Origin of the sequence: Pseudonocardia acidicola, assembly GCF_012911935.1 — a bacterium.
GTDB classification, from domain to species: Bacteria; Actinomycetota; Actinomycetes; order Mycobacteriales; family Pseudonocardiaceae; genus Pseudonocardia; species Pseudonocardia acidicola.
Genome location: NZ_JAAXLA010000036.1, coordinates 38,061 through 58,364, shown reverse-complemented (window position 1 = coordinate 58,364; position 20,304 = coordinate 38,061). Strand labels below are relative to the sequence as shown.

Annotated in this window: 20 protein-coding genes; 8 read left to right on the top strand and 12 right to left on the bottom strand. The window is 74.3% G+C overall.

From position 1 onward, the window contains the following. The first annotated feature begins 75 nt into the window (after positions 1 to 75). From HF526_RS19375 to HF526_RS19360, 4 genes are read left to right on the top strand one after another with little or no spacing between them, the layout of a single operon-like run. The gene (locus HF526_RS19375; RefSeq protein ID WP_169382937.1) at positions 76 to 1,215 is read left to right on the top strand and encodes a polyprenyl synthetase family protein; all 1,140 of its coding nucleotides are present in this window, start codon (positions 76 to 78) and stop codon (positions 1,213 to 1,215) included. A 19-nt stretch (positions 1,216 to 1,234) separates the two neighbouring features. After that, on the top strand, positions 1,235 to 2,833 hold the full coding sequence (crtI, locus tag HF526_RS19370; RefSeq protein ID WP_338051595.1) for a phytoene desaturase family protein: 1,599 nt from the start codon (positions 1,235 to 1,237) through the stop codon (positions 2,831 to 2,833). Beyond that, positions 2,830 to 4,530: a polyprenol phosphomannose-dependent alpha 1,6 mannosyltransferase MptB gene (mptB, locus tag HF526_RS19365; protein ID WP_239028872.1), complete on the top strand. Its 1,701-nt coding sequence runs from the start codon at positions 2,830 to 2,832 to the stop codon at positions 4,528 to 4,530. Before crtI ends, mptB begins: the two co-directional genes overlap by 4 nt. Beyond that, on the top strand, positions 4,514 to 5,461 hold the full coding sequence (locus tag HF526_RS19360; protein ID WP_169382955.1) for a phytoene/squalene synthase family protein: 948 nt from the start codon (positions 4,514 to 4,516) through the stop codon (positions 5,459 to 5,461). The genes mptB and HF526_RS19360 overlap by 17 nt, the downstream gene beginning before the upstream one ends. On the opposite strand, the gene HF526_RS19355 is transcribed toward HF526_RS19360, so the two are convergent. Then, positions 5,458 to 5,823: an Rv2175c family DNA-binding protein gene (locus HF526_RS19355; protein ID WP_338051594.1), complete on the bottom strand. Its 366-nt coding sequence runs from the start codon at positions 5,821 to 5,823 to the stop codon at positions 5,458 to 5,460. The two genes, HF526_RS19360 and HF526_RS19355, sit on opposite strands and share 4 nt — an antisense overlap. 67 nt (positions 5,824 to 5,890) lie before the next feature. Between HF526_RS19355 and pknB the strand changes: the two genes are divergently transcribed. Continuing rightward, positions 5,891 to 7,717, top strand: coding sequence for a Stk1 family PASTA domain-containing Ser/Thr kinase (pknB, locus tag HF526_RS19350; protein WP_169382935.1), 1,827 nt, complete (start codon positions 5,891 to 5,893; stop codon positions 7,715 to 7,717). A gap of 15 nt (positions 7,718 to 7,732) precedes the next feature. On the opposite strand, the gene HF526_RS19345 is transcribed toward pknB, so the two are convergent. After that, positions 7,733 to 9,121 (bottom strand): class II 3-deoxy-7-phosphoheptulonate synthase, encoded by a 1,389-nt coding sequence (locus tag HF526_RS19345; protein ID WP_169382934.1) that lies wholly within the window; start codon positions 9,119 to 9,121, stop codon positions 7,733 to 7,735. A 170-nt stretch (positions 9,122 to 9,291) separates the two neighbouring features. On the opposite strand from HF526_RS19345, the gene HF526_RS19340 reads away from it, so the two are divergent. Further along, positions 9,292 to 9,435 carry a GPGG-motif small membrane protein gene (locus HF526_RS19340; RefSeq protein WP_169382933.1) on the top strand — a complete coding sequence of 48 codons (144 nt, stop codon included), beginning with the start codon at positions 9,292 to 9,294 and terminating at the stop codon, positions 9,433 to 9,435. A gap of 34 nt (positions 9,436 to 9,469) precedes the next feature. On the opposite strand, the gene HF526_RS19335 is transcribed toward HF526_RS19340, so the two are convergent. Next, positions 9,470 to 9,958 carry a polyadenylate-specific 3'-exoribonuclease AS gene (locus tag HF526_RS19335; RefSeq protein ID WP_169382932.1) on the bottom strand — a complete coding sequence of 163 codons (489 nt, stop codon included), beginning with the start codon at positions 9,956 to 9,958 and terminating at the stop codon, positions 9,470 to 9,472. 78 nt (positions 9,959 to 10,036) lie between these two features. After that, a complete protein-coding gene (locus HF526_RS19330) occupies positions 10,037 to 10,783 on the bottom strand; it encodes a 1-acyl-sn-glycerol-3-phosphate acyltransferase (protein WP_169382931.1) in 747 nt (248 codons plus the stop codon). A gap of 218 nt (positions 10,784 to 11,001) precedes the next feature. On the opposite strand from HF526_RS19330, the gene HF526_RS19325 reads away from it, so the two are divergent. Then, positions 11,002 to 11,553 carry a hypothetical protein gene (locus HF526_RS19325; RefSeq protein WP_169382930.1) on the top strand — a complete coding sequence of 184 codons (552 nt, stop codon included), beginning with the start codon at positions 11,002 to 11,004 and terminating at the stop codon, positions 11,551 to 11,553. Between the two features lie 25 nt (positions 11,554 to 11,578). Here the strand turns inward: HF526_RS19325 and HF526_RS19320 are convergent, their stop codons facing one another. The 6 genes from HF526_RS19320 to HF526_RS19295 form a co-directional block, all read right to left on the bottom strand. Continuing rightward, positions 11,579 to 12,523, bottom strand: a complete 945-nt coding sequence (locus HF526_RS19320) for an ROK family protein (RefSeq protein WP_169382953.1) — start codon at positions 12,521 to 12,523, stop codon at positions 11,579 to 11,581. An 83-nt stretch (positions 12,524 to 12,606) separates the two neighbouring features. After that, positions 12,607 to 12,966, bottom strand: a complete 360-nt coding sequence (locus tag HF526_RS19315) for a hypothetical protein (RefSeq protein ID WP_169382929.1) — start codon at positions 12,964 to 12,966, stop codon at positions 12,607 to 12,609. After that, positions 12,963 to 14,192, bottom strand: a complete 1,230-nt coding sequence (locus HF526_RS19310) for a TRC40/GET3/ArsA family transport-energizing ATPase (protein ID WP_169382928.1) — start codon at positions 14,190 to 14,192, stop codon at positions 12,963 to 12,965. Before HF526_RS19310 ends, HF526_RS19315 begins: the two co-directional genes overlap by 4 nt. A 55-nt stretch (positions 14,193 to 14,247) precedes the next feature. Further along, positions 14,248 to 14,691: an SRPBCC family protein gene (locus HF526_RS19305; RefSeq protein WP_169382927.1), complete on the bottom strand. Its 444-nt coding sequence runs from the start codon at positions 14,689 to 14,691 to the stop codon at positions 14,248 to 14,250. A gap of 29 nt (positions 14,692 to 14,720) precedes the next feature. After that, on the bottom strand, positions 14,721 to 15,509 hold the full coding sequence (locus HF526_RS19300) for a metallophosphoesterase family protein (protein WP_169382926.1): 789 nt from the start codon (positions 15,507 to 15,509) through the stop codon (positions 14,721 to 14,723). A 106-nt stretch (positions 15,510 to 15,615) separates the two neighbouring features. Continuing rightward, a complete protein-coding gene (locus tag HF526_RS19295) occupies positions 15,616 to 16,026 on the bottom strand; it encodes a polyketide cyclase / dehydrase and lipid transport (RefSeq protein ID WP_211177479.1) in 411 nt (136 codons plus the stop codon). 125 nt (positions 16,027 to 16,151) lie between these two features. Between HF526_RS19295 and HF526_RS19290 the strand changes: the two genes are divergently transcribed. Then, positions 16,152 to 17,984 carry an AMP-binding protein gene (locus HF526_RS19290; protein ID WP_169382925.1) on the top strand — a complete coding sequence of 611 codons (1,833 nt, stop codon included), beginning with the start codon at positions 16,152 to 16,154 and terminating at the stop codon, positions 17,982 to 17,984. A 7-nt stretch (positions 17,985 to 17,991) separates the two neighbouring features. On the opposite strand, the gene HF526_RS19285 is transcribed toward HF526_RS19290, so the two are convergent. Then, the gene (locus tag HF526_RS19285) at positions 17,992 to 19,140 is read right to left on the bottom strand and encodes a glycosyltransferase (protein ID WP_169382924.1); all 1,149 of its coding nucleotides are present in this window, start codon (positions 19,138 to 19,140) and stop codon (positions 17,992 to 17,994) included. A gap of 90 nt (positions 19,141 to 19,230) precedes the next feature. After that, positions 19,231 to 20,289 (bottom strand): NlpC/P60 family protein, encoded by a 1,059-nt coding sequence (locus tag HF526_RS36980; RefSeq protein ID WP_169382923.1) that lies wholly within the window; start codon positions 20,287 to 20,289, stop codon positions 19,231 to 19,233. Positions 20,290 to 20,304: the final 15 nt, after the last annotated feature.

The following is a 20,304-nucleotide window of genomic DNA, read 5'->3' as shown; positions in this document are numbered from 1 at the left end:
CGCCGCAGCACCGCTGCGCCATTAGGCTCGGATCGTGCCTTCTCCATCCGTTTCCGGCCCGGCGAGGACGGCCTGATGGCCCCGACGGGCGCCGACCTGGTCGGCACGACCCGGCCGGCATCGTCCGCACCCCACCCCGACGACGACCGGTTGCCGGCCCGCGTCGAGGAGACACTCGCCTCGTACCTCGACCGGCGCCGCGCCGACGCGACCGCCATCGACCCCGCCTTCGGCGAGGCCACCGGCGCGCTGACCGCGTTCGTGCTCGGCGGCGGCAAGCGGATCCGGCCGACGTTCGCGTGGTGGGGCTGGCGCGGCGCCGGCGGGGACCCGGAGAACGAGACGGCACCCGCGGTGCTGCGGGCGATCAGCGCACTCGAGCTGCTGCAGGCCTGCGCCCTCGTCCACGACGACCTCATGGACGCCTCCGCGACCCGGCGCGGCCGCCCCACCGTGCACGTCGAGTTCGCCGGGCGGCACGCCGATGCGGGCTGGCACGGGCGGCCCGCCCGGTTCGGCGCCGCCGCCGCGATCCTGCTCGGCGACCTCGCGCTCGCCTGGGCCGACGACATGCTGCAGGGCGCCGGGCTGCCCGGCGCCGCGATCGGGCGCGCCGCCGAACCCTGGCGGGCCATGCGCACCGAGGTCCTCGGCGGCCAGTACCTCGACGTGCTGGGCCAGGCCACCGGCGACACCACCCCCCGGGCCGCGCTGCAGATCGACCGCTACAAGACCGCGGCCTACACCGTGGAGCGGCCGCTGCACCTGGGCGCGGCCATCGCCGACGCGGACCCCGCCCTGGTCAGTGCGTACCGCCGCTTCGGCGCCGACATCGGTGTCGCCTTCCAGCTGCGCGACGACCTGCTCGGCGTCTTCGGGGACCCGGAGGTCACCGGCAAGCCCGCCGGCGACGACCTCAGGGAGGGCAAGCGCACCCTGCTGGTCGCGCTGGCCCTGGAGCGGGCGGCCGAGCGCGGCGCGACCGCCGCCCACGCCACCCTCACCTCCGCCATCGGCGACCACGACCTCGACGCCGATTCCGTGGACCGGATCCGCGACCTGCTCCTGGAGCTGGGCGCCGTGCAGGCCGTGGAGCAGCGCATCGCCGGACTGACCGGCGCCGCGCTCGATGCGCTGAGCACCGCCGAGATCACCGAGCCGGCGGCGTCCCGGCTGGCCGAGCTGGCCGTCACGGCCACCCGGCGCCGCAGCTGAGACAGGGGTTGACGCAACGGTGACGCGGACCGTCCCCGGCCGGACCGACCACGTGGTGGTCGTGGGCGCCGGGCTCTCCGGGCTCTCAGCGGCCCTGCACCTGCTCGGCGCGGGCCGCCGGGTCACCGTCGTCGAACGCGGGGACCACCCCGGGGGCCGGGCCGGCCGGCTCGACCTGGACGGCCCGTCGGGCACCTACCGGGTGGACACCGGGCCGACCGTGCTGACCATGCCCGAGCTGCTCGACGAGGCACTGGCCGCGGTCGGCGAGTCGCTGACCGACCGGCTCGACCTGATCGCGCTGGACCCGGCCTACCGGGCCCGGTTCGCCGACGGCTCGACCATCGACGTGCACACCGACGCCGCGGCGATGGAGGCCGAGGTCCGCCGCACCTGCGGCCCGGCTGCGGCCGCGGGCTACGTCAGCCTGCGCGACTGGCTGACCCGGTTGTACCGGGCCGAGATCGACCGCTTCATCGGGGCGAACTTCGACAGCCCGTTCGACCTGGTCGGCCCCGACCTGGCCCGGCTGGCCGCGCTCGGCGGGTTCGGCCGGCTGGGGCCGAAGGTGGCCCGGCTGCTGCCCGACGAGCGGCTGCGGCGAGTCTTCTCGTTCCAGGCGCTGTACGCCGGTGTGCCGCCGCAGCGGGCCCTGGGCGCCTACGGCGTGATCGCCTACATGGACACCGTGGCCGGGGTGTACTTCCCGCGGGGCGGCATGCGGGCGGTCGGACAGGCCCTCGCCGACGCAGCGGTCGCGGCCGGTGCGCAGATCGTCTACGGACGCTCGGCGAGCGGCCTGGAGCGCCGCGCCGGCCGGGTCACCGCGGTCCGGCACGTGGGCACGCACAACGGCGGCGGCGCCGGCACCGAACGGCTGGCCTGCGACGCCGTCGTCCTCACCCCGGACCTGCCGGTGGTGCACGAGCTGCTCGGTCGCCGCCCGCGCCGGGCCGTCCCGCTGCGCTACTCCCCCAGCGCCGTGGTGCTGCACGCGGGTATCACCCGGGCCCGTCCGGAGCTCGCACACCACACGATCTCCTTCGGCGCGGCGTGGGAGCGCACCTTCGCGGAGATCATCGACCAGGGCCGCCTGATGAGTGACCCGTCGTTGCTCATCACCCGCCCGACGGCGTCCGATCCCGGGCTCGCACCGCCGGACGCCGACCTGCTGTTCGTCCTCGCACCGTGCCCGAACACCGACGCCGCCCCGCTGGACTGGCCACGGCTCGGCCCGGCCTACCGCGACGAGATGCTCGGGGTGCTCGAGCGTCGCGGATTCGCCGGACTGACCGGTGACATCGAGGTCTCCCGGCTGGTCACCCCGGCCGACTGGGCGGCCGACGGGCTCGCCGCGGGGACCCCGTTCTCCGCCGCGCACACGTTCGCCCAGACCGGGCCGTTCCGGCCGCGGAACCTGGTCCGCGGCCTGGACAACGTGGTGCTCGCCGGCTGCGGCACGACCCCCGGCGTCGGCATCCCCCCGGTACTCATCTCCGGGCGGCTCGCCGCCCGGCGCATCACCGGCGGCCCCGCGGACCGGCGTTCCCGAGGGCGGCACCCCCAGGGTGCCGACACCCACATGACACCGGCCGTGCGAGCATGGTCGCCGACATGACCGCCCAGCCCTCACCACCGGTCCCCAGACCGGCGTCACCCGAGCGGACGACGCCGGTTGCCACGCCGTCCGCCGACGCCGGCGGACCTGCGTCGGACACGGCGGTGCACCGGCCCGCCGACCCCGGCCCGCACGACGACGGGGCCACCGCGCGCCGCACCCCCAGGGCTGCGCCGCGGACGTTGCGAAGCCGCCTCGGCGACCCCCCGCCGGGTCCGCTGTTGCTCGGCCTGCTCGGCTCCCTGCTGATGGTCATCGGGGGATTCGGCGCCGGCGGCGTTCTGGTTCGGGACCCGATCCTCACGAACAGCGCGGTCGGGTTCTGGCGCTACGGGCACGGCCGCGAACTGGCCGTCGCGGTGGTCTACCTCGGCGTCGCGTTGATGGCCTGGGCCTGGGTGCGGCTGGGCCGGGAGGTGCTGGCCCACCGGGTCGGGGGCCGGGCGGTGCTGACCGTGTCGGCGGCCTGGCTGGCCCCGATGCTGGTCTCCCCACCGCTGTTCACCCGAGACGTGTTCAGCTACCTGGCCCAGGGCGCGCTGCCGCTTGCCGGGTTCGACCCGTACGCGGTGGGCCCGGAGGTGATGCCGGGGATCTTCACCGACAACGTGCACTACTTCTGGCAGGACACCCCGGCGCCCTACGGCCCGCTGTTCATCCTGCTGGCCAAGGGGATGGCCGCCCTCGTCGGCAACAACATCATCCTCGGCGTGATCGGCATGCGCCTGCTGCTCGTCGTGGGGCTCGTGCTGCTGATCTGGGCACTGCCCGAGCTGACCCGCCGCCTCGGCGGCCGGGTGCCGGTCGCACTGTGGATCGCCGTGGCCAACCCGGTCATGGTCATCCACATGGTCGGCGGCGGACACAACGACCTGCTGGTCGTCGGGCTGCTCGCCGCCGGGTCGCTGTTCGCGCTGCGCGGCCGGCACGCGACCGGCATCGCGATCGTCACCGCCGCGATGGCGGTCAAGGCCAGCGCCGGTGTGGCGCTGCCGTTCCTCGTGCTCATCTGGGCCGCCCACCTCCCCGGGTCACGGACCGCGCGGGTACTCAAGGCCGGCGCCGCCGGCCTCGGCGTGTTCCTCGTCGTCTTCACCGCGGCATCGGTGGCCGCCGGGGTCGGGCTGGGCTGGCTGCCCGCGCTGAGCGCCCCGTCGATGATCGTGAACTGGCTGTCGCTGCCCACCGGAGCCGGTGAGCTCACACACACCCTGGTCAGCATCGTCGCCGATGTGCCCAAGCAGCCGTTCATCAACGTCGGCCGCATCATCGGCGCGATCGTGCTGCTCTACATCGCGGTCACCCAGTGGTGGAAGGCCCGCGACGGTGGGCCCGACGCCATCCACCGCGCCGGCATCGTGCTGTTCGCCGTCGCCGTGCTCTCCCCCGCCACGCTGCCCTGGTACGTCAGCTGGGGGATGGCACTGCTGGCCATGGTCGCCTGGAGCCCGCGGGCCTTGTCCTGGCTGGTCTTCGGCTCGCTGTGGCTGGTGATCGTCTACTACCCCAGCGGCGAGGCGGCCCTGTACAACTGGGGCTACCTGGCGGTGTGCGCCGCGCTGTGCACCCTGGCCGCGGTCTCGCTGCGGCACCCGGATCCGCTCAAGCTGCGCACCCGCAAGGCCGACACCGAGACCCCGGCGCCCGTCCCCTCGGACGTCGCGACCGCCGGCAGCGGTGCTGAGCGGGCCGGCTGAGCTCGACGCAGCCGGCGTCCACGACCCGGCGCTGCGAGCCGCCTACGCCGCGTGCCGGGAGCTGAACGCCGTCCACGGCCGGACCTACTTCCTCGCCACCCGGCTGCTCCCGCCGGAGCGCCGCCCCGCCATCCACGCCCTCTACGGGTTCGCCCGGCACGCCGACGAGATCGTCGACGACCTGGGTGACGGCCGCCCGGTCGCCGACCGGGCCGCGGAGCTCGAGGCGCTGTCCGGACAGCTGGAGACGGCCCTGGGGGGCGGCCCGGCGACGCACCCGGTCCTCGCCGCGGTCGCCGACACCGCGCTGCGCTACGGCATCGACCGGCGTCACTTCGCCGACTTCCTCGCGTCCATGCGGATGGACACCCACGTCACCGGCTACCCTACCTACGACGACCTGGCCCGCTACGTGCACGGCTCGGCCGCGGTCATCGGCCTGCAGGTCCTGCCGGTACTGGGCACCGTGGTCCCGCGCGCCGAGGCCGAGCCGCCCGCGGCCGCGCTCGGCGTGGCCTTCCAGCTGACCAACTTCCTGCGCGACGTCGGAGAGGACCTCGACCGCGGCCGGGTCTACCTGCCCGCCGACGAGCTCGCCGCGTTCGGCGTCGACCGCGAGCTGCTGGTGTGGTGCCGGCGTACCCGCCGCCCCGATCCCCGGGTGCGGCGCGCCCTGGCCCATCTGGTGGCTCGCACCCACGGGGTCTACCGGCGCGCCCAGCCCGGCATCGCGATGCTCGAGCCGGTCTCCCGGGCGTGCGTGGCGTCCGCGTTCACGCTCTACCGCGGAATCCTCGACGAGGTCCGCGACGCCGGTTACCACGTGCTGCACCGCCGGGTGTCCGTCCCGAACCGCCGCCGCGCCGCCGTGGCGCTATCGGGACTGGTCCGGGTGCTGGGCGCCCGGACCCGCCGCGGCAACGGCCGCTAGAACGCCATGGCCTGGGCCCGGCGCTTGACCTCCTTGTGACGGCCGGCGCGCAGCGCAGCGATCGGGGCGCCGGGCAGCGACTCGTCGTCGGTGAACAACCAACGCAGGATGTCGTCGTCGTGGTAGCCGCCGTCGCGCAGCACCGTGATCGTCCCGGCCAGGCCCTTCACGACGGCCGAGCCGTCCATGAAGTCGGCCGGCACCACTGTGACGCCGTCACGGCGCAGCGAGAGCAGCTGACCGTCGCGAACCAGTTGGTGTACTCGGCTCACGGAGATGGACAGCAGCTGCGCCACCTCGGCGACCGGGAGCATCGCCACGTCCTCGGATAGCGCCGCGGGGGCGCCCGACACCTCACTCACAAGCGCACACCCTCTCACAGCACCGGGGCGTCGGGGCAGCCTCCGGGCGGGCGGTAACGTCGTCGGTGTGAACGCCCCCACCGGCGCTGTCGGCGCGCTGCTCGACGCGCGCTACCGGGTCGGGCCGGTGATCGCCCGCGGCGGGATGTCCACCGTCTACCGCGGCACCGACACCCGGCTGGACCGGCCCGTGGCGATCAAGGTGATGGACCCGCGGATGGCCGCCGACCCGACGTTCCGGGTGCGGTTCGAGCGGGAGGCCCGGTCGGCGGCGCGGATCGACCACCCCGCCGTGATCGACGTGCACGACCAGGGCGACGACCACAGCGGCCCCGAGCCCACGCTGTTCCTGGTCATGGAGCTCGTCGAGGGCGGCACGCTGCGCGACGTGCTGCGCGCCCGGGGTGCCGTCGGCGTCCCGGCCGCGTTCGCGGTGCTCGAACCGGTGCTGGCCGGGCTGGCCGAGGCGCACCGGCTCGGGCTGGTGCATCGGGACGTCAAGCCCGAGAACGTGCTGATCAGCCGGACCGGCGAGGTCAAGGTCGCCGACTTCGGACTGGTCACCGCGGCCGCGCAGGCCGGCGCCAGCCACGCCGGGATGATCATGGGAACGATGGCCTACCTGTCCCCCGAGCAGGTCGCCACCGGCTCCGCCGACGCACGCAGCGACGTCTACGCCACCGGAGTGCTGCTCTACGAACTGCTCACCGGCGCGCCGCCCTTCACCGGCGACACGGCGATCTCGGTGGCCTACCGGCACGTGAACGAGGACGTCCCGGCCCCGTCGCAGACCGCGACCGAGGTACCCCCGGAGCTCGACGCGCTGGTCCAGCGCGCCACCCGCCGCGACCCCGCCGCCCGCCCGGCCGACGCCGCCGCGTTCCTCGCCGAGCTGCGCCGGGTACGCGACCGTCTCCGAGTGCCCCGGGTGCCCGTACCGGTGCCTCCGCCCCGCCCGATCGACGAGCAGGACACCGTCCCCGCGGGGCCGCGCCGGGTGCCCGGTGGCACCAGCGTCGAGCCCGTCCCGGACTGGTCCGCGGCCGGCCCGCCGGGCCCCGGCGGCACCCGCGCGCTGAGCCGCCCGGTGGACCTGGAGGCGACACCGGGCTCGACGCGGCACACGCCCATCCCCGCCGCGGGTCGCGCGGACCATCGGGTGGCCCGGCGCCGCAGCAGGCGCATCTTCGCGGTGTGGATCGCCGTGATCCTGGTGCTGGGGATGCTGGTCGCCACCGCGGCCTGGTGGCTGGGTACCGGCCGCTGGACCGCGATGCCGTCGGTGGTGGGGCTGAACCGTGCGGCCGCCGAGAAGCTGATCGCCGAATCGGACCTCGTCGTCTCGGTGACCGAGGCCCACCACGACTCGGTCGCCACGGACGTCGTCTCCGCCGCCGATCCCGCGCCGCAGTCGCGGCTGCTGCGCGGCAGCCAGGTCAAGCTGGTCGTCTCGACCGGCCGGCCCGTCGTGCCCGCCGTGGCCCCCGGTGCGACCGTCGCGGCCGCCGAGCAGACGGTGCGGTCCGCCGACCTCACCCCGGTGCAGGCCACCGGTGCCACCGAGTTCAGCTCCACCGTGCCCGAGGGCGCCGTCATCCGGACCGATCCGGCGGCGGGCACGCAGTTGCCGATCGGCGGCTCCGTCACGCTCGTGATCAGCCGCGGCGCCGCGCCCCCGCCGCCCCCGCAGCAGGTGCAGGTCCCGTTCGTCATCGGCGAGAAGGCCCGCGACGCCGCCGAGATGCTGAACGAGGTCGGCCTCTCCACCCAGCTGGAGTCGGCCTTCCCCTTCGGCCGCGGGAGTGGCCGGGACAACGGACGCGTGGTCGGGCAGAGCCCGTCCGCGGGATCCGAGGTACCGCCGGGGACCCCGGTCGTCCTCACGATCCTCTGACCCGCGAGTCGCGGGTCAACCGCGAAGCATCTCGGCGACCAGGAAGGCCAGCTCGAGGGATTGCTGGGTGTTCAGGCGCGGGTCGCAGGCCGTCTCGTAGCGGCCGGCGAGGTCGGCGTCGGAGATCTCCTGGGCGCCGCCCAGGCACTCGGTGACGTCCTCGCCGGTGACCTCGACGTGGATGCCGCCGGGATGCGTGCCCAGCGCGTGATGCACCTCGAAGAAGCCCTGCACCTCGTCGACGATGCGGTCGAAGTGGCGCGTCTTGTAGCCGGTGGTCGACTCGTGGGTGTTGCCGTGCATCGGGTCGCACTGCCAGATGACCTTGTGCCCGGACGCGGTGACCTTCTCCACGATCTCCGGCAGCACGTCACGGACTTTGCCGTTGCCCATCCGGCTGATCAGCGTGAGCCGGCCCGGGGTGTTGTCCGGGTCGAGCCGCTCGACGTACTCGACGGCCAGTTCCGGCGTCGTCGTCGGGCCGATCTTGAGGCCGATCGGGTTGGACAGCAGCTCCGCGAACGCGATGTGCGCGCCGTCGAGCTGGCGGGTGCGCTCCCCGATCCACAGGAAGTGCGCCGAGAGGTCGTACAGCTTCGGGCTGGGGCCGCTGGTGTCCATCCGCAGCATCGCGCGCTCGTAGTCGAGGAGCAGCGCCTCGTGCGAGGCATAGAACTCGACGCTGCGCAGGTTGTAGTCGTCGACCCCGCAGGCGCTGATGAACCGCAGCGCACGGTCGATCTCCGTGGCGATCGACTCGTAGCGCTCCCCGGCGGGCGACATCCGCACGAAGTCCTTGTTCCAGTCGTGGACCATCGTGAGGTCGGCCATGCCGGTCGCGGTCAGCGCCCGGACCAGGTTCATCGCCGCGCCCGCGTTGGCGTAGGCGCGGACCATCCGGGACGGGTCCGGGATCCGCGCCGCCGGGTCGGCGACCAGCGAGTTGACGATGTCGCCGCGGTAGGACGGCAACCCCAGCGCGTCGACGGGCGAGCTGCGCGGCTTGGCGTACTGGCCGGCGATGCGCCCGACCTTGACCACCGGCACGCTCGCGCCGTAGGTGAGCACGATCGCCATCTGCAGCAGCGTGCGGATGGTGGCGCGGATGTGCGGCTCGGTGTTGTCGACGAACGTCTCCGCACAGTCGCCGCCCTGCAGCAGGAAGGCCTCGCCCCGGGCGACGGCGGCCAGCCGGTCCTGCAGGCGGTCGACCTCCGGGGGCAACGTCACCGGCGGGACGCTCTCCAGCACGGTGCGCACGTGCTCGACCTGCGCCGGGTCCGGCCATTCCGGTTGCTGTGCGGCGGAGCGGGACAGCGCCTCGTCCAGCCGGGTTCGTAGCTCGGCGGGCAGCGGCGGCAGCTCGGGAAGCACCTCAACCGGGGCGTCGACGGTCCAGTTCACGGTGTCCAAGGGTAAGCGGTCATCCCGGGGGTGCGGCGCAGGGTTACCCCACACGAGGTCGCCCCGCGGCTGAGTGGCGGAACGCCGGCCGGGAGGGGCTGCGCCGAACGGCCTCCACGACCACCCGGACGGCCCGATTCCGAATCGGAGCACTGCGGATATACCCCGCCATGTCGACTCTTCTCTGGATTCTGGCCGTCGTCCTCGTGGTCGCCGGTGTCGTCGCGCTCCTCCGCAGGCAGCTCCTGTGGGGCATCGTGCTCATCATCGTCGGGCTGCTGGTGGGCCCGGGCGGGGTGAGCATCTTCACCTGACCGGCGCGCCGCGCGACGCCCGGTGGGTCCGTCCTCACCGGGCGGCGACCGCCGCGTCGATCGCCTCCCACCGCCGCAGGTTGAGCCGGGCGTCGGCGAGCGCGTCGTGGGCGTCGGAGCTGGGCGGCGGCAGCGGCGGCCGCCCGGCGTCCTCCCAGCGCTGGCGCAACTCCCTGGTGAACCGGGGCAGGGCGCGGGGCAGCGCGGGCATGGCGCCCCACAGCTGGCACAGTGCGACGTGGTCGTAGGCCGCGATCCAGGCCCAGAGCTCGACCTCTCCGGGGGCCGAGGTCAGGAACTCGAGCAGCCCGGAGCGGATCTGGGCCCGTGAGCACCATGCCCGGTCGGCCGGTGAGGGCAGCTTCGGCAGCACGTTCGCGCGCACCCAGGCGCCCGCCCGTGCCGGATCGAACTCCGTGGACACCGCATAGAACTCCCTGCCGTCCTCGCCGACCACGCCGATCGACACCAGGTCGATCGTCGTGCCGTCCTCGATGAACTCGCAGTCGTAGAAAAACCGCACGACGGGCAGGCTAATCGGCGCAGGTCGCCGAGGCTCGATGACACCGGCCACGCCCGGGGCGGCGTGGCCCCGGGCGGCTCAGCCGGCGCGGGTTCCCGGGACCCGGGCGGCGTCGCGGGCGTCGCTCCTCGCCGCCTCCCTCTCGGCGGCGGCCGCCTTCTCCTTGACCGACGCGGCGTAGAGGTCCACGTAGGTCTGCCCGGACAGTTCCATCAGGGAGTACATGATCTCGTCGGTCATCGAGCGCTCGATGAACCGGTCGCCGGCCATCCCCTCATAGCGGGAGAAGTCCAGCGGCTCGCCGACCTTGATGTGCACGTGGTGCGGCCGCCACATCCGGGAGCCGATCGGGTTGACCTTGTCGGTGCCGATCATCGCGACGGGGATCACCGGCACCTCGGCCTCGAGCGCCATCCGGGCGACGCCCGTCTTGCCCTTGTACAGCCGCCCGTCCGGCGACCGGGTGCCCTCCGGGTAGATGCCGAGCAGCTTCTCCTCCCGCAGCAGCCGCACCGCGGTGCTCATCGCGGCCTGGGCCGCCGATCCGCCGGACCGGTCCACCGGGACCTGGCCGACGCCGGTGAAGAACTGCTTCTTCGCCCAGCCGATCGCCCCGGGCTCGGTGAAGTACTCACGCTTGGCCAGGAAGGTGATCCGCCGCGGCACCAGCAGTGGCAGGAAGAACGAGTCGACGACGGCGAGATGGTTGCTCGCCAGAATCGCACCACCGCTCTCGGGGATCCGGTCGACTCCCTCGATCGTCGGCCGGCACAGCAGCCGCAACAGCGGCCCGAGCAGCACGAACTTGGACCACCAGTACAGCACCTGGGCGTGCCTCCCTCGACGCGGAGGCCCAAGCCTACGGAGCCCCCCGGTTGATGCCAACGGGTGGCTCACCGTCGCCGCCGGACAGGGTCTCTCGCCCGGGAACGGAACGTGTCAGGATGGTCCCTGCGCCGTCGCCGACGGCATCTGGGGAGGTCGCCGATGCCCCTCGACTCGGACGTCGGGCTGTTCCGGACGCTCGCGACGGAGGGTGCCGGATGAGCCACGATCCCGAGGAGCGCTGCGGCCGCGAGTTCGGGGGCCCGGAGCCAGACCCGATCCGGGACGACTTCGACCGCATCGTCGAAGGGTGGCGCCGGGAGGGCAGGGTCCCCGAGTGGCCCGACGACCTGAGCCCCGACGATCCGCGCCTCGACGACCTGGAACCGGACGGCCCGCGCCTCGACGATCCACGGTCCGGGGTCTCGCGGTCCGACGTGCCGTGGCCCGAGGAGAACCGGCCGGCGGTGCCGCCCCGGCCACCGCGGGCGGTCGATCCCGCGCCCGCCGATGAGGACGACCACTTCGTTCCCCCGGACCCGCCGCCCCTGCCCCGGCTCGGCCCCCCGGCCGTGATCGGCCTGGGGCTGCTGGCTCTCGGCCTGCTGCTGATCATCCACCCGGCGCTGGTCGGGGTCTCGTCGGTCTACGGACTGCCGCTCGGGCTGCTGTCGCTGGCCGCCGGGCTGGGCTGGCTCGTGCTGCGGCTGTGGCCGGCCGCCCCGCCGAGCGGCGACGGCGACGGGGAGGACGACGGCGCGGTGCTCTGAGCCGCACCGTCCCGGCGGGGCCCGCTCAGCCGTGCACGAGGTCGCGGGCGAGTTGTGCGGACCCGACGACGGCGGCCGCCTCACCGAGCTGTGCGGTGCGGATCCGGGCCAGCGGGCGGTTGCCGGCGCCGGTGACCGTTCGCGCGTAGTGCTCGCGGGCCTCGTCCAGGAACAGCGGGGCCGACTCGGACACCCCGCCGCCGAGCACGATGAGCTCGGGGTCGAACACGTCCGCCACCAGGGAGAACCCCTCCCCCAGCCAGCGCCCCAGATCGGACATCGCCCGCCGGGCCAGCCGGTCGCCCTCCCGGGCGGCCGCGGCCACCCGCTGCCCGGTGATCCGGCCGGGGTCGCGCATCGCCTCGCGGGCCAGCAGCGATCCGCCGTGATCCTGACCCAGCATCTCCAGGGCCGTGGTGGCCAGCCCGGTGCCGCTGCAGTAGCGCTCCCAGCAACCGCGCTTGCCGCACGGGCACGGCCGCCCGTCGGGGACGACCCGCAGGTGCCCCAGCTCGGGCGCCACCCCGTGGGTGCCCCGGTACAGCTCGCCGCCGACCAGCAGGGCGGCCCCGATCCCGGTGCCGAGCGCCACGAACGCCGCGACGGACGCGCCGGTGGCGGCGCCGAACCGGCGCTCGGCCAGCGCAGCGGCGTTGGCGTCGTGCTCGACGACCACCGGCAGGTCGAGCCGGTCGGCGATGCGGTCGGCCACCGGGGCGTCGCGCCAGGTCAGGTGCGGGGCGAACCGCACGGTGCGGTGATCGGGGCCGATGAACCCGGCCAGGGCCAGTCCGACCGCGGCGATCCGGTGCCGACCGGCGAGCTCGCGCACCGTGCCGGCGATGGTCTCCTCGAGGGCCGCGTCGCTGGACGGTGTGGGCGCCCGCGTGGTGTCGAGGACCTCGCCCTCGGCGTCGACCACACCGGCCCGGACACTGGTCCCGCCGACGTCGACACCGACCGTGAGCACCGGCCGCCGGCGCAGGGTGAGGGGCTCACGGCGGGCGAGGGTCTCCCGGTGGCGGCGAGGAGCCGGGGCGGTGCGGCGAACGCTCATGTGCGGTCTACCGGGATGTGCTGCACGGACCGCCGCGCGGGTCCGGCCGGCTCGCTCGCCGTGGTTCCCCCGGGTGTGGCGCCTGCGCCCTCGTCCAGCGCGCTGCGCAGCACGGCCAGCAACTCGGAGGCCTGCTCGGCGAGCCGGATCGCGAGCTCGGGACGTTCGCCGCGCAGCGCAGCGATCAGCGCACAGATCGGGCACGCCGCGCAGCCGGCCGGGGTGGCCGCGGCGTCCGTTCGGATCCGTTCCAACGCGGGCTGCAGCCGGTCCAGGGCCGTGATCGCGATCGCGCGCAGCTCCGCGGCCAGCCCCGGGTGCCCACCGCAGCCGGGCCCGTCCATCGGTTCGCTCATCGCATCCAGACCGCGGGATCGGGTGCGAAGACCACGCGCAGGTCGTCACCGGCGAGCCGGGCCGAGGTCACCGCGCAGCGGCACAGCACCGAGGGCAGCGTGACCATCCGGCGGGCCGGCCCGACGGTGACGGCCAGCTCGTCGCCGATCCGGGCCAGATCCAGCGGCCCGTCGGCGGCGCCGGGCAGGCGCAGCACCAGCTCGAACTCCGAGTCGAGCGCGATACCCTCGCCCGCGGTGCGGCGCACCTGCAGCGGCGGCGGGGCCGGGGCGGCCGGGGCCACCGGGTCGGCGTCGCCGTAGACCGAGCGGGCCAGCTCCAGCAACGCGGGCACGCCGATGGGCTCGGCCGCGGCGTGCTCGGCGGCGCGTAGCGGGACGTCCAGACCGGCGAGTTCGCCGAACACCCCCTGCTGCTCGGCGTGCCGCTCGCGCAGCCAGCGCCCGGCCGGCCCGCGCAGCGACGCGGGCGGGGCGGGCAGCACCCGGTTGACCACCAGCCCGTCGACCCGCAGCCCGTGCAGCGCCAGCGCGGTGAGCGTGCGCCGGGTCTCCGCGGCGACCACCCGCTCCGGGGTCAGCACCAGCCGGATACCGGTCCGGCGCTGGTCGGCGAGCATGCCCTGCAGCCCGGTGAGCTGATCGGCGAGGCCGTCGAGGGCGTCGACCGTGCGGTCCCAGTGCGCCAGCGACTCCGACGCCGTGCGGCCGCCGGCCAGGCCGGCGAGCATGCCCCGCACGGCGCGGCGGTGAGCCGGGAAGAGCCGCTCCAGGTAGCCGCTGAGCGCCGCGGGCAGGCCGAGCAGCCGCAGTGTCTCCGCGGTGGGGCCGCAGTCGACGACCACGACCTCCCACGGCCCGGTCTCCGCCGCGCGGCGCACCTCGCCGAGCGCGAGTAGTTCCTCGACGCCGGGCAGCACGGTCAGCTCGTCGGCAACCAGCTCGTCGACGCCGGCCCCCGCGAGCAGGGTGCGCAGGTGACCCTGCAGCCGCCCCCACGCGCCGTCGAGCAGGGCACGGGTGTCGATGTGCGCGGCGAACAGCCCGGCCTCGAGCTCGGCCGGCTCGCCGCCGAGATCCGCCGCCAGGGCGTCGCCGAGCGAGTGTGCCGGGTCGGTGGAGACGACCAGCACTTTGCGATCGGCTCGCGCCAGGAGGGCAGCCGTCGCCGCGGCCAGGGTGGTCTTGCCGACGCCCCCCTTGCCGGTGAACAGCACCACGCGCACCGCCGGAGCGTAGCCGCCCCACGTTGCGAGGCGATCGACCCCCGCCGCGCAGAGGTCAGCTCGCGCCGCGCTCCACCCGCCGCTTGAGCCCCTTCAGGGCGGTGTCGATGATCACCTTCTCGGCCTTGCGGCGCAGCATGCCGATCATCGGGATGTTCAGGTCGACCGCCAGCGAGTAGGTCACCGTGGTCGACTCGCCGTCCGCGACGAGCCGGTAGGAGCCCGTCTGCGCCTTCTGGATCTGGCCCTTCACGAGGTTCCAGCTGACCGACAGCCCGTCCGGCGCCCAGTCGTAGTCGAGCGTGTAGGAGTCCTTGATCGGCCCGGCGTCCATCGTGAACCGGACCCGCTCGGCGCGGTTCCCGGGACCCGTCTCGAGCACCTCGACCGTCTTCACCTGCTCGGCCCACTCGGGGTACGCGGGGAAGTCGGCGATCACCGACATCACCCGCTCCGGATCCGCGGCGATGGAGATCGAGGACGTGGTCGCGTCGGCCATGGCGCGCAATGTACCTCCCGGTCCGCCGCTCACCAGCGCAGGACATAGGGCACGCCGCTGCGGCGGAAGTGCCCGACGTTCACGCACTCGGTGCGCCCGACCCGCATCCGCGCGGCGAGCGGCTGGTGCACGTGCCCGAACAGCGCGGCCCGCGGCCGGTCCCGGGCGATCACGTCGAGCAGGCCGGGGCCGCCGGACTCCGGACGCCGGGAGACCACGTCGTAGACCAGGTCGGGAACCGCGGGCGGGACGTGACTGCAGAGGACGTCCACCTCGGACAGTCCCACGGCGATGGCACCGAACTCCGTGGCGGGCAGCAGGTTCGGCTGCCAGGGGCCGCCACGGCGTCGCACCAGCCCGGCCGGCAGCGGAGCACCGCCGACGAAGCCGAAGCGCAGCCCGCCGATCTCGACCACCCGCCTGTCGGCCAGGCACAGGCCAGGCCCGGCGAACTCGGGCCACAGGTGCGGCAGGTCGACGTTGCCGGGGATGGCGTAGGCGGGGGCCGGGAGCACCGCGAACATCTCGGCGTACTGCGCCCGCACCGCCTCCTCCACGACCGCCGCCGGGTCCTCGAAGCGGGACCAGGCCTGCCGGGCGTACTCGGCCAGCTCACCGGGCCGGCCCGACGCGCGCAGCCGGCCGAACCGGGCGCTGGCCTCGGGCCCGAGGACGCGCCCGAGGATCCCGCCGGCCGGGTCGTGGTAGTCGACGAAGTCGACGAGGTCGCCCAGCACGATCAGCGCGTCCGCCCCGTCGCCCGCCCGGGCCAGCGCCTCGGTGTTGCCGTGCACGTCGGAGACCACGTGGACGCGCATGGATCAGCACGCTACCTCGCGCCGCCGGCCGCGGCGCGGTGATCGTCGTCGCGCGAGTCGCGCCACCCCACCCGCGAGTCGCCCTGTTTCAGTGCGCGCGTCGCCGTCAGTCCGCGTCCGGCCAGGACCCCGGCGGCTCCCCCGCCTCGCGCCCGGCCTCGAGCCGGTCCTTCAGGGCGAACCCGATCGCCTTGGCCGCGCGCTGGCGGCGACGCGACTCCGCGGCTGCCCGGCGCGGCGGCGCGGGCGCCGGACCCCCGTCCGGGCCAACCGGGTCGGCCCGCAGGAAGTAGTGCAGGACCGTGCCGTCCAGCACCTCCTCCAGCCACACCTCCATGCTGCCGACCAGGGCGCCCTCGACCGTCCAGCGCACACCCCGGGGCCCGCGGTCGGTGACCACCTCCAGCCGCAGGTCGGGCCACAGCTGCGACCAGCGCGCAGGCACCGCGAACTCGGCTGCGACCCGCTCGCGCGGGACCGCGAGGAAGATCTCGTCCACCACGTCGACCGACGGCATGCCGTTCAGCCTTCCGCATGCCCGCCGCGCCGGCGAAATCGGTCGAAACAGACAGTGCACCCGGGTGCAGCGACACGATAGGTTGCGCGCGGAGAAGCCTGCCAGCGCCGGCCAGGAGGTCAACAGTGCGTGAGTACAGCGTGCCCGCAACGGTCCGGGTCGGTGAGGACGAGAACCTCGTCGGCGCGGTCTACCACAACGCCGAGCGGCACGCCGACGCGATCCTGTTCCGGCGCCGTGGCGCCGACGGCGCGTGGACCGACGTCCCCGCGGCCCGGTTCGCCGAGCAGGTCACCGCCGTGGCCCGCGGGCTGATCGCCGCCGGGGTCGAGCCGGGTGACCGGGTGGCCCTGCTGTCACGCACCCGCTTCGAGTGGACGCTGCTCGACTACGCGATCCTCGCCGCCGGCGGCGTCACGGTCCCGATCTACGAGACCTCCTCGGCCGAGCAGATCTCCTGGATCCTGTCCGACTCCGGCGCCGTCGCGATCATCGTCGAGACCGAGAAGCACCGCGGCCTCGTCGAGAGCGTCGCCGATTCACTGAACGCGCTGAAGCGGATCTGGCAGATCGAGCCACCCGCCGGGTCGCCGAGCACACCCGGGGCGGTGGACGCACTGGTCGCCCTCGGCTCCGGCACCGCCGACGACGAGGTGCACGCCCGGCGCCGTGCGGTCAAGGCCGACGACCTGGCCACCCTGATCTACACCTCGGGCACCACCGGCCGGCCCAAGGGCGTCGAGCTGACGAACCGCAACCTGGTCGCCGAGTGCAAGACCGTGTCCGACGTCTTCCCCGAACTGCTCACCGCGGGCGGCTCGGTACTGCTGTTCCTGCCGCTCGCGCACGTGTTCGGCAAGGTCATCCAGTGCGGCGCGGTGCAGACCCGCACGACCATCGGACACACCCCCGACGTCGCGAACCTGCTGGCCGACCTGGCCGTCTTCAGGCCGACGTTCCTGCTCGCGGTGCCGCGCGTGTTCGAGAAGGTCTACAACGGCGCCCGGCAGAAGGCCCACACCGAGGGCAAGGGAAAGATCTTCGACGCCGCCGCGGACACCGCGATCGCGTGGAGCCGGGCCCAGGACGCCGGCGGGCCGGGCCTGCTGCTGTCGCTCAAGCACACGCTGTTCGACAAGCTCGTCTACGGCAAGCTGCGGGCCGCGGTCGGCGGCAACGTCGTCGCCGCGGTGTCCGGCAGCGCCCCGCTCGGCGAGCGGCTGGGTCACTTCTTCCGCGGCGTCGGGCTGCCGATCCTGGAGGGCTACGGACTCACCGAGACCTCGGCGGGGATCACCGTGAACACGCTGTCGGCGCAGCGCGTCGGCAGCGTGGGCCGCCCGATCCCCGGGCACGCCGTCCGGATCGCCGACGACGGCGAGATCATGCTGTCCGGCGACATCGTGTTCCGGCGGTACTGGCGCAACCCCACCGCGACCGCCGAGGCGATCGAGGAGGGCTGGTTCCACAGCGGCGACATCGGCGAGCTCGACGACGACGGCTTCCTGACGATCACCGGCCGCAAGAAGGAGATCATCGTCACGGCCGGGGGCAAGAACGTCGCCCCGGCGGTGCTCGAGGACCGGTTGCGCGCACACCCGCTGGTCAGCCAGTGCATGGTCGTCGGCGACGGGCAGCCGTTCGTCGCCGCGCTGATCACGATCGACCACGAGGCGCTGCCGGCCTGGCGGGAACGCAACGGCAAACCGGCCGGAGACGGCGCAGCCGACCTGGTCGACGACCCCGAGCTGCGCGGCGAGATCGCGGCCGCCGTGGAGGACGCCAACCAGGCCGTGTCCCGGGCCGAGCAGATCCGCAAGTTCCGGATCCTGCCGGTGGACTTCACCGAGGCGGGCGGCGAGATGACGCCGACGATGAAGGTCAAGCGCAACGTCGTCGCCTCGAAGTTCGCCGACGACATCAGCGCGATCTACAGCGGGGCCAAGCAGCACGCCTGAGCCGGCATCACCCGCCGGTCACCACCGGTGCGCCGTCGAGCAGCCCGCGCAGCCGCCGGACGAGACCCGACCAGCTCCAGTCCTGGAGCATCCACTCCCGCCCGGCGGCGCCCATCGCCTGTGCACGGTCGGGGTCGGCCAGCAGCCGGGCAAGCGCGTCGGTGAGCGCCGCGGTGTCGCGACCGCCCACCACGTGCCCGGTTCGACCCTCCAGCACGGTCTCCGGGGCGCCACCGGAGTCGCCGGCCACCACCGGCACCCCGCAGGCGGAGGCCTCGAGCAGCACGATGCCCAGCCCCTCGACGTCCAGTCCCCCGCCGCGGGTCCGGCACGGCAACGCGAAGACGTCCCCGACCGCGTGGTGCGCGGGCAACTCGGCCGCCGGGACCGCGCCGGTGAACACCACGTGTTCGCTGACGCCGTGTTCGGCGGCCAGCCGGCGTAGGCGGCCGGCGTCCGGGCCGGAACCGACGATCAGCAGCCGGGTTCCCGGCACCCGCCTGCGCAGCTCACCCAGCACCCGCACCAGCATGTCCTGGCCCTTCCGGGCCACCAGCCGGGACACGCACGTCACCACCGGAGCCTCACCCAGGCGGTAGCGGGCGCGCAGCTCGGCGCGGGCTCCCGGGTCGGGGCGGAAGATCTCACCGTCGATCCCCGACGGGAGGTGCTCCAGTGCGGCGTGGGGCCCGAAGGCGGCGGCCACCCGGCCCCGGGTGTAACGCGAGATGACGGTGAGCACGTCGGCGTCGCTGCCGATCCGGCGCAGCGCCTGCCGGGCGCCGGGCAGCATCGACCAGCCCACCTCATGGCCGTGCGTGCTGGCCACCACGCGCTCGACCCCGGCCCGGCGGCGCAGACCCGGCCCGAGCAGCGCCAGCGGCGCGGCCGCGCCGAACCAGACGGTGGTGGCGCCGTGCTCGCGGGCCAGCGCGGCAGCCCGCCGGGCGACCGCGGGCACCGGCAGCATCAGCGAGGTGGGGTGCCGGTGCACCGGGTAGCCGCGACCGGCGTCGAACTCGGCGGCTCCCGGCCAGGCGGGCGCGTAGACGGCGAGCTCGCCCGCGGGCAACCGGTCGGCCAGCGCCTGGAGGTAGTTCTGGATGCCGCCGGCGCGGGGCGGGAAGTCGTTGGTCACCAGCAGTGTGCGAGGCACGGGCGCGACGCTATCTGGCCCGAGAAACAGATCGGGCGGCAGCCGGTCTCGGACCGGCCGCCGCCCGGGTGTGGGGAGCGGATGAGTCTGTCAGAGACGCCGAGCGCCGGAGAAGGCGCTCTTCGACACCGTCTGGTACCGGACGACGTCACCGGTCTGGGGCGCGTTGATGAACTTGCCGTCGCCGGCGTAGATCCCGACGTGGCTGACCGGGTGGTAGTAGAAGACCAGGTCACCGGGCTGCAACTGGTCCCAGGAGACCGGCTGGCCGACCGTCGCCTGCTGGCTGCTCGACCGGGGCAGGGTGATGCCGGCCTGCCTGAACGCCCACGAGGTGAGCCCGGAGCAGTCGTAGCTGTTCGGGCCGGTGGCGCCCCACTGGTAGGGCTTTCCGAGCTGGGTGGCGGCCGCCTTGAGCGCCCGGACCCCGACCCCGGTGCCGAGGATCGGCAGGACCGGCGCGGAGATGGTGGGCCCGTTGATCTCGTCGCGCTGCCGCGGGCTGAGCTGTGCCAGCAGCTTCTCGACCTCGGCGACGTGGGTCTCGGCGTCCTTCTTGCGGGCGCCGATCTCATCGGCGGCCTGCTGGGCCGCATCGGCGGCCTGCTGGGCCGCGGTGGTCGCGGCGTCGGCGTCGGCCTGCGCCTTCTGGGTGGCCTGGACCTTGGCCAGCAGCTCGTCGAGAGCCTGCTTCTGCTCGGCCGAGAGCGTCTCCAGAGCCGACATCTGGTCGATGTAGTCCTGCGGCGACGCGCTCGCGAGCAGCGCGCTGAACTGGTCGAGGCGGCCGCTCTCGAAGGTGGACAGCGCGACCATGTCGGTCTGCTGGCGGAACTGCTCCTCGTCGGCCCTCGCCTGATCGGCGGCGGCCTTGGCCGGCCCGACGGCGGCGGCGAGGGTCTCGGCCTGGGCCTTCTTGGCCGTCAGGTCGTCCTGCGCCGCGTGCCACTGCTCGGTGATCGCCTCCGCATCGTGCTGGGCCTGCTGGAGCTGGGCCTGCGCGTCGGCGGCGTTCTGGGGTGGCGGGGCTGGGTCTGCACCGGCCGGGGTCACGGCGACCCCGACGGCCACGACAGCGGTGACGATCACGGGCAGCGCCCGCAGGACGAACCGGCCGGGCCGGGTACCACTGCGTCGAGGCGACACCACGCGGACGTGTCTCCT

Excerpts from the sequence above, each read along its gene's own strand:
- HF526_RS19315 (WP_169382929.1), bottom strand. The coding sequence starts at position 12,966 with ATGAGCGAACCGATGGACGGGCCCGGCTGCGGTGGGCACCCGGGGCTG.
- HF526_RS19295 (WP_211177479.1), bottom strand. The coding sequence starts at position 16,026 with ATGCCGTCGGTCGACGTGGTGGACGAGATCTTCCTCGCGGTCCCGCGC.
- HF526_RS19340 (WP_169382933.1), top strand. The coding sequence starts at position 9,292 with ATGTCGACTCTTCTCTGGATTCTGGCCGTCGTCCTCGTGGTCGCCGGT.
- HF526_RS19375 (WP_169382937.1), top strand. The coding sequence starts at position 76 with ATGGCCCCGACGGGCGCCGACCTGGTCGGCACGACCCGGCCGGCATCG.
- HF526_RS19325 (WP_169382930.1), top strand. The coding sequence starts at position 11,002 with ATGAGCCACGATCCCGAGGAGCGCTGCGGCCGCGAGTTCGGGGGCCCG.
- HF526_RS19305 (WP_169382927.1), bottom strand. The coding sequence starts at position 14,691 with ATGGCCGACGCGACCACGTCCTCGATCTCCATCGCCGCGGATCCGGAG.
- HF526_RS19300 (WP_169382926.1), bottom strand. The coding sequence starts at position 15,509 with ATGCGCGTCCACGTGGTCTCCGACGTGCACGGCAACACCGAGGCGCTG.
- mptB (WP_239028872.1), top strand. The coding sequence starts at position 2,830 with ATGACCGCCCAGCCCTCACCACCGGTCCCCAGACCGGCGTCACCCGAG.